This is a genomic window from Streptococcus oralis, from assembly GCF_003944215.1.
GTDB lineage: Bacteria > Bacillota > Bacilli > Lactobacillales > Streptococcaceae > Streptococcus > Streptococcus oralis_BI.
Genome location: NZ_RJVZ01000006.1, coordinates 71,731 through 85,104, shown reverse-complemented (window position 1 = coordinate 85,104; position 13,374 = coordinate 71,731). Strand labels below are relative to the sequence as shown.

Sequence of the window (13,374 nt, the reverse complement as noted above, 5' to 3'; positions counted from 1 at the left end):
ACTATGAAACCAGTAATTTCCATCATCATGGGCTCAAAATCCGACTGGGCAACCATGCAAAAAACAGCCGAAGTCCTAGACCGTTTCGGTGTGACCTACGAAAAGAAGGTTGTCTCTGCCCACCGTACTCCAGACCTCATGTTCAAGCATGCGGAAGAAGCACGTAGCCGTGGCATCAAGGTCATAATCGCAGGTGCTGGTGGTGCAGCCCATTTGCCAGGAATGGTTGCTGCTAAAACAACCCTTCCTGTCATTGGTGTACCGGTCAAATCGCGCGCTCTTAGTGGCGTGGATTCACTCTACTCTATCGTTCAGATGCCAGGTGGTGTGCCTGTGGCGACCATGGCTATCGGTGAAGCAGGAGCGACAAACGCTGCCCTCTTTGCCCTCCGTCTCCTGTCAGTAGAGGACCAGGCCATTGCGATAGCATTGGCGGATTTCGCAGAAGAGCAAGGAAAAATCGCAGAGGAGTCTACAAATGAGCTCATTTAAAACAATCGGAATTATCGGTGGTGGTCAGCTTGGTCAAATGATGGCCATTTCTGCTATCTACATGGGGCACAAGGTTATCGCGCTGGATCCTGCGGCGGATTGTCCTGCCTCTCGTGTAGCGGAAATCATCGTGGCGCCTTATAACGATGTGAACGCCCTCCGTCAGCTGGCTGAGCAATGTGATGTCCTCACCTATGAATTTGAAAATGTCGATGCTGACGGTTTGGATGCTGTCATTAAGGATGGTCAGCTCCCTCAAGGGACAGACCTACTCCGCATTTCGCAAAATCGTATCTTTGAAAAGGACTTCCTCTCAAACAAGGCACAAGTCACTGTGGCACCCTACAAGGTTGTGACTTCAAGTCAAGATTTGGCAGATATTGACCTTTCTAAAAATTATGTTCTCAAGACGGCGACTGGTGGTTACGATGGGCATGGACAAAAGGTTATTCGCTCAGAAGCAGATTTGGAAGAAGCCTATGCGCTAGCCGATTCAGCAGACTGCGTTTTGGAAGAATTCGTCAACTTTGACCTTGAAATTTCTGTCATCGTGTCAGGGAATGGCAAGGATGTGACGGTTTTCCCAGTTCAGGAAAATATCCACCGTAACAACATTCTTTCGAAGACCATTGTGCCTGCTCGCATTTCAGAAAGTCTAGCTGAAAAAGCCAAAGCCATGGCTGTGCGAATCGCAGAACAGCTTAACTTGTCTGGAACCCTTTGTGTAGAAATGTTTGCGACGGCTGATGATATTATCGTCAATGAGATTGCCCCACGCCCACACAACTCAGGTCACTATTCAATCGAAGCCTGTGACTTCTCTCAGTTTGATACGCATATTCTCGGCGTTCTCGGAGCACCATTGCCAGCTATCAAACTACATGCTCCAGCCGTTATGCTTAATGTCCTCGGCCAACACGTCGAGACTGCTGAAAAATATGTCACAGAAAATCCAAGCGCCCATCTCCACATGTATGGTAAAATAGAAGCGAAGCACAACCGCAAGATGGGACATGTAACTTTGTTTAGTGATGTGCCGGATAGCGTGGTTGAATTTTAAGGGGTGAATTATGAATAAGACAACTTTAAAAGTTATTCAAATAAGTGATATCATACAATGGAGTGAAAAGAAAGAAATTGAATTATCTCCGAAATATCAGCGTAATAGCGTTTGGAATGATAATGCTAAATCTTATCTGATAGATACAATATTGAGAGGACTCCCTATACCTCCAATTTTTGTTAGACAAAAAATAGATATAAATACCAAATCTACAAATAGAGAGGTAATTGACGGCCAACAGCGTATCAGAGCGATTTTAGAATATATTGTTGATGAAAAATTTGCAATAAAATCTAGTCATAATCGTGAATACGGTGGTATGAAATATTCTGAATTGGACGATGATACAAAAGAGGCGTTATTAAGTTTTGAAATAATTTCAGAAGTTGTAACTGAAAAAGATGAGAGTTTAATATATGATATGTTTGCGAGATTAAATTCAAATAATTATGTCCTCAATAAACAAGAGATACGTAATGCTAAATACTGGGGAGATTTCAAAGTTTTAGTTTACAACTTGGCATCTAAATACAGAGAGTTTTTCCTTGAATATAGTATGTTTTCTGATACTGAGTTTACACGAATGAAAGATATAGAATTATTGAACTCGATGTTGATTGTTACTTTATTTGGGATTGTTTCGGAGACTCCTAAGTCTGTTGATAAAGTATATGAAGAATATGATAAAGGTTTTGAAGATGGCCATATATTTGAAGAGCAAATTGCAACAATTATGGGTTCTATTAGTTCGATATATAATTATTATAAGGGACAATTGAGTTGTTTGGAAAACAAAAATTATTTTTTCACATTATTTTGTGTGTTATTCAATCAATTCTTTGGTTTGAAAGACAGTGATCTAGCTCGAACAGAAGGTGCTTTAGATATAGATTTTATCCTTTCTGTTGTAGCGCAATTTTTAAATGATTATAATAACAAAGTTATGTCGTTAGGCTCTAATGATTCAATGGAGGTTGCTTGGAGTGAATTTACAAAAAATCATAGGATTCGGACGACTAGTAAAAACGAAAGAATTAAAAGAATCACATTTTTGAATAATTACTTTGTGAGGTAAGCATGGTTGTTCGAAAATCTGAGATATTAGAAAATATAGATACTTGGGTTAGATGGTCTTCTGAAAAAGAGATATACGATGTCGCACTATTAAAAATCTGGATTCAATTTGAAAAGTATTTAGGCCAGCTATTTACGACTTATTGTTTAGGAGGTCAATCTGAAACAGGTTTTCAACCACGGCTAAAGATTCAATTTCAGGATGAAATTCAATTCAATGCCTTTATGAGAGAAGGAAATAAAGCATATATTGAATATGTAGGTAGAATCGAGTTTCTTTCCAAGCATATTTTTGAAACTAATCCATTTGACATTATTCTTACAACGGAATATAAAACAAGTTTTGAACAGATGAAATATTTGAGAAATTACATAGCTCATGAAAGTGAAGAATCTCGCAGAAAATTATTGAATAATATTTTTTATGGGAGAGAGGAAAAATTTGAAGAGCCTAACGAATATTTAAAAAGATTCACTAGTTCAGGGGAAATGACATATTTTACTTATTATACTAAACAGATAAAAGACATAATCGAACTTTTGGATAGTCCTGGCAATACTTTATCCAATTAATATGAAATCTATTCTATTTTAGGAGTTTTTATGATACAACTCATCGTAAATGCATTTGTCGAAAAAGAGAAGATTGGAGCAATCGTTGAAGTCTTGTTTGCTAGTAGTGATTACGAAAAGGTGAAAGTAAAATATGAAGAGTTGGCGGCTCAATATCCTGAAAACTATTTAGCTATCTATGATATACCGCTAGATAAGGATTTGAATACACTAGATCACTACCCATCAGTATGGATTGGGAAAGAGGAGTTTGAGTAGGGTTAATATGGTAAATTTTAATATCTTTGAATATGAACAAATGATTGGTGATTTAATTCACGATACTTTTTATGTAGGATTAACAAGAAGAGGTAAAATAAAAGGGATCAGGCAATTCTCAGAAGTTATAGTTAGAAAAATATTAAATATTGGGAGTGATACTTATTTTACATTAGGAAAAGCTAAGCATATGGAACAATTTAAGAAACTTTCCAACAATAGGAAAGTGTATTTAAAAGCCTCCATTGAGAAGATACGCCCATTGGGAAATGATGGAACACATACTCAACATACAGAGGAGTTTTCTGATGATGAACTTAATCAAGTAAAAGATGGCTTATTTGATTTATATGCTTATCTCTTTATTGATTACTTTTTGAAGTATCCTATGAATTTATTGTCTCCTGCTCAGGTCATGGGTGATTTTTCGCTGTTGCCCCCAATTATAAGATATAAGACTTTACAATATTTGTATGATAATGAAGCTAATCTACAAATCGCAAACAGGTACTGTTTATCAATTATAAAAACTTATGATAAACCTACTGCTTTTAGGTGGTTAGAAGAGGAAAGGGAAAGGCTTTATCAGATACATTATCCAACTCAAGAAGAAGCTGAGGAATATTATATTAATCGAGGAGTTCAAATTTCTTCAACTCAAATTAAAGTGGACATTCAATTATGGAGGTACAGTAACGTATATGATTTATTAAAAGATAAGGTTATAGACCCTAGAACTTCTGTTAATGAATCAGGTAAAATGTATTCAAATTTTGAACAAGCGAAAAAATGTTATGAAAATAATAATGTTCTTACTTCAAGTAATATAGAGGAAGCTAAAGAATTCTATAATGCTGTGAAATATAAGTTTTCTAACAATATTGAAAAAGTTAAAAATTTCTATAGGTTAAATAATTTATATTTTCCTGAAAACGATGAGCGTACTTTTGATGAATTCAAAGATTTTGGAGAATTAATGGAATTTGTGTTTATGGGCAGGAGGCAATATAGCTAGAAAATAGTTAGATCATTTATTGGAATAGTTTGATGAATTTAAGTCTCGATACCTGAATATCCAGAAAAATATTTCGCAATTTATAATGTGTTTATGAATGTGGATTTAAATATAGTAGAAATTCCCCATCTTTGTGTATTTGGAAAGAAGACATTGAGTGAGAAATAGTATTTATATAATGTTTTTCAAGAAAGAAAGGAAAAGAAAACATGATCAACCGTTACTCTCGCCCTGAGATGGCGAACATTTGGAGTGAAGAAAATAAATACCGTGCTTGGCTTGAGGTAGAAATCTTGGCTGACGAGGCATGGGCTGAGTTGGGGGAAATCCCTAAGGAAGATGTGGCTTTGATTCGTGAAAAAGCGGACTTTGACATCGACCGTATTTTGGAGATTGAGCAGGAGACGCGTCACGATGTGGTGGCTTTCACACGTGCGGTTTCTGAAACTCTTGGTGAAGAGCGCAAGTGGGTTCACTATGGTTTGACCTCTACCGACGTGGTGGATACTGCCTATGGTTACCTTTACAAACAAGCCAACGACATCATCCGTCGTGACCTTGAAAACTTCACCAACATCATCGCTGATAAGGCTAAGGAGCACAAGTTCACCATCATGATGGGGCGTACCCACGGTGTGCACGCTGAGCCTACAACTTTTGGTCTTAAATTAGCGACTTGGTACAGCGAAATGAAGCGCAATATCGAACGTTTCGAGCATGCGGCTGCTGGAGTGGAAGCTGGTAAAATCTCTGGTGCGGTTGGGAACTTTGCTAACATCCCACCATTTGTAGAGCAATATGTCTGCGACAAATTGGGTATCCGTGCTCAAGAAATTTCTACACAAGTCCTTCCTCGTGACCTTCACGCTGAGTACTTTGCAGTTCTTGCTAGCATCGCAACTTCCATCGAGCGCATGGCAACGGAGATCCGTGGTCTTCAAAAATCGGAACAACGCGAAGTGGAAGAATTCTTTGCCAAAGGGCAAAAAGGTTCATCTGCTATGCCTCACAAACGCAACCCGATTGGTTCTGAAAACATGACAGGTCTTGCGCGTGTTATCCGTGGTCACATGGTAACAGCCTATGAGAACGTAGCCCTCTGGCACGAACGTGATATCTCTCACTCGTCAGCTGAGCGCATCATCACACCAGATACGACTATTTTGATCGACTACATGCTCAACCGTTTTGGAAATATCGTCAAGAACTTGACGGTCTTCCCAGAAAACATGATACGCAACATGAACTCAACCTTTGGTCTTATCTTTAGCCAACGTGCTATGTTGACCTTGATTGAAAAAGGCATGACCCGTGAGCAAGCTTACGACCTTGTTCAACCGAAAACGGCTTACTCTTGGGATAACCAAGTAGACTTTAAACCGCTTCTAGAAGGAGATCCAGAAGTGACATCACGCCTGACTCAAGAGGAAATCGACGAAATCTTCAATCCTGCATACTACACTAAACGAGTGGATGATATCTTTGAACGTATCGGACTGGGTGATTAATCCTAACAATAAAAAGCGAGATTCAATCTCGCTTTTTTGTATGCTTGTCGAAGGGGTTTAATCTTCTTTTCTCTTAGTGAGTCCGTAGGCTGCTAGTGTGGCCATGAGTCCTACTGCGACCAAGCCTGCAGAGTCTTGACTTCCTGTTGCAGGGAGTTGTTTATCCTCTGCTTTGCTAGTAGTTGCTTCAGCTTGCTCAGCTTTCTCAACGGCAGTTCCGACTTCGACCACCTGAGCGACCGCTTCCTGCGATACCGCACTATTGACAAGTGTTCTTTCTTCCTTGCCGTCAGCAGTAGTGCTGACAGAGTAGAAAATCGTACGACGACCATTTACTCCAGCAATAACGACTTTCGTTTGTCCGAGTGGTAATTGCGGATTTTCACGTGTTACGGTAGTGAACGGAATCTCTTCCTCTTGGATGTCCAGTCTTGGTTTTGCCTCTGCGGCTGGGGCAAGACCGTGTTCGTCCCCTTTATGAGTGATAGGGGCACCGATTTCAACCACCTGGGTCACAGGTTCTTTGGTCACTTGGCTATCTAGAACCGTTTCTGTTTGTTTTCCATTTTCAGTAAGGACAGAGATGTAATGAGTACGTTCGCCCTCTACACCTGGTGTGATGATCTTTTCCTGACCGGCTGGGAGGTTCGGATTTTCCTTCCTGATGACCTCAAATGGAATCTTTTCTGCTCTTGTGATGAGTTCCGGTTTGGTTTCAACATTGGCAGCTAGTTCGTTTTCATCGAGGCTTCCTGAGTGGGTTGCTGCTGGTTTAAGGCCTAGGCGGGCTGCCTTGAGTTTGGCTACGAGAGCGTCTAACTCGGCTTGTTTGTTACGGTTGAGGTTGTAGTTGAGAGCTTCTTTAGCTGTATTTAGGGCCTCCAAGCTTTCCTTGCTGTATCCATCTAAGTTTGCAGGGATTTGAGCAAGTTCCTCACGGAGTGCATTGTAGTTAGCGCGGAAGTAGTCTTTGTTATGGTCTGCAAAGGCAGTCATGAGTTCAAAGATTTCTTCTTCCTTGTACTCAGCACTTGGTTTGTCTGCCCAGATAGCAAGCATGCTTCCGACGGTTGGAAGGTCTACTTCTGGATACTTAGTAGATGCAAGCTGGTTAAATGGTACTTTGCCAGAGTTTTCAAGTGCTTTTGATAGTGGGTAGGCTTCATCTGGTTTGTGATTGCCTAGGACGTAGTACCAGTCTCCGTTTGTGTTGAGGAGTTTATAACCTTTGCTTGCTAGGTACTGAGGCGTCGCAAGGTTGTAACCCCACCATCCCTTAGACCAGTAAGAGATGATGACATCCTTGTCAAACTCAACATCATCCTTGTCTTCATAGTAGAAACCATCGTTGAAGGCCATTGGTTGAAGGCCTCTTTCTTTGGCCATGGCAGCAAGGGTGTTAGAATACTCAGCAAACTTGCCATAGAGTCCATACCATTTGAGGTAGTACCAGCCTTGGGCGTTGGTGGCATCATTGGCATATTCGTCTGTACCGTAGTTGAAGATCTTAGTCTTGCCTGCAAAGAAGTCCATGTACTTGCCGATGAGGGCTTTGACAAAATTCATCGCTTCTTCGTTTTCAAGGTCCATGGTTGTTTTAGAGACCTTGTCAAAGTTGGCTTGAGGATTCTTGATTCCAAGTTTTTCCATAGCGACGAGCATGGCATCCATGTGACCTGGGCTGTTGATTGCTGGGATGAGTCCGAGGCCTTTTGATTTTGCGTATTCGATCAATTCAGTGATTTCAGCTTGACTAAGAGTGGTTCCGTTTGGATCATCGTAGTAAGCTTTTGTTCCTTCGATGATAGCCTTCTTGACATCGTCACTTGCATAAGTTTTGCCGTTAGCTGTGATGGTCATGTCATCAAGGAGGAAGCGAAGTCCATCATTTCCTAGGAGAAGATGTACATCAGAGTAGCCGAGCTCGCTCGCCTTGTCTACGATGCGTTTGAGTTGGTCGAGCGTGAAGTACTTACGTCCAGCATCGATAGAGATTACTTTGTTCTTGGCAAGCTTTTCAACTTCGCGTTTCGCGTCTTCTTCTTTTTGAGCTTCTGGTGTGAAGGTCAAATTGCTTACAGCTTCTTGGAGTTTTGCGATTGCTTGGTCAATGGTGTCTTGTTGGGCACGGCTGAGGTTGCTATCGAGTGAGCGAATGGCTTTTTCAGCTTCTTTTACAGCTGCGACACTTTCTGCAGTATAGCGGTTAAGGTCTGTTGGTACTTCTTTCAGAGCTTGCTCAGCAGACTCATAGTCAGCTGCGAAGTATTCAGCATTGGCATTTGCGAAGCTACGCATGAGTTTGAAGAGGCGTGATGGTGAATAGCGTGCAGATGGGGTATCCGCCCAAGCAGCTACCATACCCCCGATGAACGGGATAGTAGCCCCATCAGATTTTGGTACAGAAGTGATTGGAGTGTTCTTGATACCATTGAGTCCTTGGTCGAGGTTGTACCAGCCTTGGCCATCGGCATTTCGTCCGAGGACGTAGTACCAAGCATCGTTGGTATTAAGGATTTGGTGGCCTTTTTCAACTAGAAGTTTAGAAGAAGCGACGTCGTATCCGCCCCATCCACCAGTCCACATAGAAACGATGATGTCTTTGTCAAAAGTTCCGAAGCTAGTGTCGCTATTGTAGTAGATACCATCGTTAAAGGCCATTGGTTTGAGTCCGTGAGACTTGACGATGCGAGCAAGGTCGTTGGCGTAGGCGATAAATTTCTCATATCCTCCTACAGGGTAGCCTTCATTTGGATAGTATTTATCAGCTTGAAGAACGCTCCAGCCTTTAGCATCTGTAGCATCATTGGCGTACTCGTCCAGTCCGATGTTAAAAATATCAGATTTGCCAGCGAAGTAAGCAGCATACTTGTCGATCAGAGCTTTGGTAAATGCAACAGCTTCTTTGTTGTCAAGGTCAACGGTACGAGCAGATTCCTTATCAAAGTAGGTAAAGTTTGGCTTCTCAATACCAAGTTCTTTCATAGCATGCAAAATGGCATCCATGTGGCCAGGGCTGTTGACTGTTGGGATTAGTCCGATACCTTTATCTTTGGCATAGTTAATCAAGTCCGTCATCTGGCTCTCTGTTAAGTGGTTGCCGTTTGGATCCTTGTAGTAGGCATCAGTTCCATTTTCGAGCGCACGTTTGACATCATCACTTGCATAGGTTTTGCCATTGGCTTTGATTGTCATGTCGTCCAACATAAAACGCATGCCATCATTTCCAACTAGTAGATGGAGGTCAGTATAACCGTAGTGTTTGGCTTTGTCGATGATTTCCTTGAGTTGCTCAGGTGAGAAGTACTTGCGTCCAGCATCGATTGAGATCATTTTTCTTTTCGCCAGTTTTTCATTTACCTGACTTGCTCGTTCAGTGCTAGGAGCAGTTGCAGCAGGTGTGGCTGGTTCATTTTTCTTGTCTTCGTCGGCTTTTACTGGTTCTGAGTTTTCTTCTGAAGTAGGAATAGTTTTTTCATTGACTGGAGTCTCGTCAGTTTTCTCTGCAACTACTGGGGCTTCAGTTTTTTCGATTGTTGGAGCGAGTGTAGCTGAAGCATCCTTCTCCTCCTCGGTTTTTGCTTCAACTCTTTCTTCAAGCCTGCTTTCAACTGCTGTCTGTGACTCTCCTTGAGCAGTCTGAGCTGCGCTTGGATTTTCTGGTGTTGGAGTGACGCTGTCGGCAGACACGACTTGGGTACCAAAAGCAAATCCTATAAGTACAGAAGCTGCTCCAATCGCGTACTTACGAATGGAGAAGCGCTGTTTCTTTTCTAGTTTCATGATAAAACCTCCCTGTTATTATATTGTATGATAGCGTTTACACAAAACTGTTTTTATTTTATTATCTAAGATATAAAAAGTCAAGCGGCTTTATGAAAGAACTATAATAAATGGAGGAAATCATAAGATTTAGGAAAAAATTGTCAAAAAACTAAAAACAAGGAAAATCTAGCTAATATTTAACTTGTTTTTAGTAAAAGCACTACTAATTAAAGAATTACCCTTCGTCATATGTTCATACTAAATGGTGCATGCTATAATGAACATAGAAAAAGCCTGAGCTAGGCTCAAGCTTTTTCTTAATGACCTCGATCACACGAGATGAATTTGATTTTGTAGTAGTCAGCTCGCTTATAAGTTTCACTATAGGCAAGGACTTGGCCAGTGGCCTCAAGTTTTGTAGTCTTTGTTTGGAAGACAGTTGGAAATTGTGTATCAATTCCCAACGTAGAAGCAGCATGCTCGGGTGTTGGGAATGCGATTTCGTTGATTTCCTCAAAATGCTCATCAGTCATGTGAATGCGGTAATCCAATTTGAAACGTTTATAGATAGAACTATAATAGTCAAGATTTGGATAGTTGGCATTGATATATTGTTCGGGAATATAAGAAGTGTGGTAGATATAGGTCACACCGTTAGTTTGACGTGTCCGTTCGATCTTGTAGTAGAACTGGTCTCCACGCAAACCAAGTTTTTCCAAATATTCAAGCTTATTTCCACGTTCGATAGAAAGGACAGTTACCTTATCGTCCTTTGTTTCAAAAATTTCTACGTCTGAAAACTCAACGAGTTTGTGCTTACGAGCGCGTGAAACAAAAGTTCCTTTTCCTTGTTGGCGGACAATATAGCCATCTTTGGCAAGGTCGTTCAAGGCACGAACAACTGTGATAGAACTGACATCATACATGGCGATCAACTCTGCTTCAGTATAAAACTTGTCTCCACTCGCAAATTGACCTGAGATGATTTTATTCTTGAGTTCGTCTTTAATATATTGGTATTTTGGAATAGCCATAATTGCACCTCAATTTTTTTCTTTCTCCTTCTTTGATTTTACCACAAACACAAAGAAAATAGTAGCATTTAGATGAAAAAATAACATAATACATTAAAAATATTATTTTGCACATATATAAAAGCGCCGTTAAAACAGAGGTCATGCAAAAGTCCTCATTTCATGCTGTTTTTTAGATAATTTTGGTAAAAAAGAAGTAAAAAAATAGAAAAATTTTAAATAATTTTCTAAAACCTATTGACAAATGCAAAAGATTTGATTATAGTTAATATTATAATAAATGAAAGCGCAAACTTAATTCGTCAGAGGTAATAACGTGACAAGATTTAAAATTGAGGACGATTTCTATTTAGACGAAAAACCGTTCAAGATTTTGTCCGGTGCCATTCATTATTTTAGGATTCCAGCAGAGGATTGGTATCATTCTCTCTATAACTTAAAGGCGCTTGGCTTTAATACAGTCGAGACCTATGTGGCTTGGAATTTACACGAACCTGTTGAAGGGGAGTTTGATTTTGAAGGTGCCAGAAATTTGGAGAGATTTCTTCAAATTGCACAAGATCTGGGTCTCTATGCCATTGTACGCCCGTCTCCATTTATCTGTGCGGAATGGGAATTTGGTGGCTTGCCGGCTTGGCTCTTGACCAAGGACATGCGAATTCGCTCGTCCGACCCGGCCTACATCGAGGCTGTTGCTCGCTATTATGACCAATTATTGCCGAGGCTTGTACCTCGCTTGTTGGATAATGGTGGAAACATTCTTATGATGCAAGTCGAAAATGAATATGGCTCTTATGGAGAAGATAAGTCTTATCTACGAGCAATTCGGAAATTGATGGAAGACCGAGGGATTGATTGTCCACTCTTTACTTCAGATGGCCCATGGAGGGCTACTCTGAAAGCCGGAACCTTGATCGAAGATGACCTCTTTGTGACAGGGAACTTCGGCTCTAAAGCTCCGTACAACTTTTCACAGATGCAGGAATTCTTTGATGAGCATGGTAAGAAATGGCCCCTCATGTGTATGGAATTCTGGGATGGTTGGTTCAACCGTTGGAAAGAACCCATCATCACACGGGATCCTAAAGAATTGGCAGAAGCTGTTCGAGAGGTATTGGAACAAGGCTCTATCAACCTTTACATGTTCCATGGAGGGACAAACTTTGGTTTCATGAATGGCTGCTCAGCTCGAGGAACTCTGGATTTGCCGCAAGTCACATCTTACGACTATGATGCCCTTCTCGATGAAGAAGGAAATCCAACTGCTAAATACTTAGCAGTCAAGAAGATGATGGCAACCCACTTCCCGGAGTATCCACAGTTGGAACCACTCTATAAGGAAAGCATGGAGATAGGGTCCATTCCATTGGTCGAAAAAGTTTCCTTGTTTGAAACCCTGGATAATCTCTCTAGTCCTACTGAAAGCCTCTATCCAAAAGCGATGGAAGAACTTGGTCAAAGCTATGGCTACCTTCTCTACCGCACTGAGGCAAGTTGGGATGCAGAAGAGGAACGTCTCCGTATCATCGATGGACGTGACCGAGCTCAACTCTTTGTAGATGGTCAATGGATTGCTACTCAATACCAGACAGAGATTGGTGAAGATATCTACTGTCAAGGCAACCGAGAAGGCTTTTCAGAAATTGACATCCTGATCGAAAATATGGGGCGTGTCAACTATGGACATAAGTTCTTGGCAGATACGCAGCATAAAGGAATTCGTACAGGTGTCTGCAAGGATCTACATTTCTTACTAAATTGGAAACAATATCCACTACCACTGGATAATCCTGAGAAGATTGATTTTTCAAAAGGATGGACAGAAGGACAACCAGCCTTTTACGCTTTCGACTTTACTGTTGAAGAGCCGAAGGATACCTACTTAGACTTGTCTGAGTTTGGTAAGGGAGTTGCCTTTGTCAACGGGCGTCACCTAGGACGTTTCTGGAATGTCGGCCCGACCCTCTCACTTTATATCCCTCATAGTTATCTCAAGGAAGGTGCTAACCGCATCATCATCTTTGAAACTGAAGGTGAATATAAAGAAGAGATTCATTTAACTCGTAAACCTACACTAAAACACATAAAGGGGGAAAACTTATGACAATTGTAGGATGCCGTATCGATGGACGTTTGATCCACGGTCAAGTAGCCAATCTTTGGGCTGGGAAACTAAACGTTTCGCGCATTATGGTTGTAGACGATGAAGTCGTTAACAACGATATTGAAAAGAGTGGTTTGAAACTTGCGACACCACCAGGTGTGAAACTCAGTATCTTGCCAGTTGAGAAAGCAGCAGCGAATATCCTTGCTGGTAAATACGATAGCCAACGTCTCTTTATCGTTGCACGTAAACCAGACCGTTTCCTTGGTTTGGTCGAAGCAGGTGTTCCGCTTGAAACACTCAACGTCGGCAATATGTCTCAAACACCAGAAACTCGCTCTATCACACGTTCTATCAACGTGGTAGACAAGGATGTGGAAGATTTCCACAAACTAGCAGAAAAAGGTGTGAAACTCACTGCTCAAATGGTCCCAAATGATCCAGTTTCAGACTTTTTGAGCTTATTAAAATAGGAAAAAATTTTTAGG

Annotated in this window: 11 protein-coding genes; 9 read left to right on the top strand and 2 right to left on the bottom strand. The window is 41.0% G+C overall.

Translation table 11 applies throughout. The features are described 5' to 3' along the window. Positions 1-3 precede the first annotated feature (3 nt). From purE to purB, 7 genes are all read left to right on the top strand, one after another. A complete protein-coding gene (gene purE, locus D8804_RS04765; protein WP_125398999.1) occupies positions 4-492 on the top strand; it encodes a 5-(carboxyamino)imidazole ribonucleotide mutase in 489 nt (162 codons plus the stop codon). Beyond that, positions 479-1,552 (top strand): 5-(carboxyamino)imidazole ribonucleotide synthase, encoded by a 1,074-nt coding sequence (gene purK, locus D8804_RS04760; RefSeq protein ID WP_125398998.1) that lies wholly within the window; start codon positions 479-481, stop codon positions 1,550-1,552. The genes purE and purK overlap by 14 nt, the downstream gene beginning before the upstream one ends. A 10-nt stretch (positions 1,553-1,562) precedes the next feature. Next, complete coding sequence (locus D8804_RS04755; protein ID WP_125398997.1) at positions 1,563-2,630, top strand: DUF262 domain-containing protein; 1,068 nt, start codon at positions 1,563-1,565, stop codon at positions 2,628-2,630. 2 nt (positions 2,631-2,632) lie between these two features. Beyond that, on the top strand, positions 2,633-3,202 hold the full coding sequence (locus D8804_RS04750) for a hypothetical protein (RefSeq protein WP_125398996.1): 570 nt from the start codon (positions 2,633-2,635) through the stop codon (positions 3,200-3,202). 30 nt (positions 3,203-3,232) lie between these two features. Next, a complete protein-coding gene (locus tag D8804_RS04745) occupies positions 3,233-3,460 on the top strand; it encodes a phosphoribosylaminoimidazole carboxylase (protein WP_125398995.1) in 228 nt (75 codons plus the stop codon). A 7-nt stretch (positions 3,461-3,467) separates the two neighbouring features. After that, positions 3,468-4,475: a hypothetical protein gene (locus tag D8804_RS04740; protein WP_125398994.1), complete on the top strand. Its 1,008-nt coding sequence runs from the start codon at positions 3,468-3,470 to the stop codon at positions 4,473-4,475. A 209-nt stretch (positions 4,476-4,684) separates the two neighbouring features. Continuing rightward, a complete protein-coding gene (purB, locus tag D8804_RS04735) occupies positions 4,685-5,983 on the top strand; it encodes an adenylosuccinate lyase (protein ID WP_000610730.1) in 1,299 nt (432 codons plus the stop codon). 57 nt (positions 5,984-6,040) lie between these two features. Here purB and strH read toward each other — a convergent pair whose 3' ends face one another. Both strH and D8804_RS04725 read right to left on the bottom strand, forming a co-directional pair. After that, the gene (gene strH / locus D8804_RS04730; protein ID WP_125398993.1) at positions 6,041-9,766 is read right to left on the bottom strand and encodes an LPXTG-anchored beta-N-acetylhexosaminidase StrH; all 3,726 of its coding nucleotides are present in this window, start codon (positions 9,764-9,766) and stop codon (positions 6,041-6,043) included. A 299-nt stretch (positions 9,767-10,065) separates the two neighbouring features. Next, positions 10,066-10,782: a GntR family transcriptional regulator gene (locus tag D8804_RS04725; protein ID WP_001007187.1), complete on the bottom strand. Its 717-nt coding sequence runs from the start codon at positions 10,780-10,782 to the stop codon at positions 10,066-10,068. Between the two features lie 316 nt (positions 10,783-11,098). On the opposite strand from D8804_RS04725, the gene D8804_RS04720 reads away from it, so the two are divergent. Continuing rightward, positions 11,099-12,886, top strand: coding sequence for a glycoside hydrolase family 35 protein (locus D8804_RS04720; protein WP_125398992.1), 1,788 nt, complete (start codon positions 11,099-11,101; stop codon positions 12,884-12,886). Continuing rightward, positions 12,883-13,359, top strand: coding sequence for a PTS sugar transporter subunit IIB (locus D8804_RS04715; RefSeq protein ID WP_000156968.1), 477 nt, complete (start codon positions 12,883-12,885; stop codon positions 13,357-13,359). Before D8804_RS04720 ends, D8804_RS04715 begins: the two co-directional genes overlap by 4 nt. Positions 13,360-13,374 lie beyond the last annotated feature (15 nt).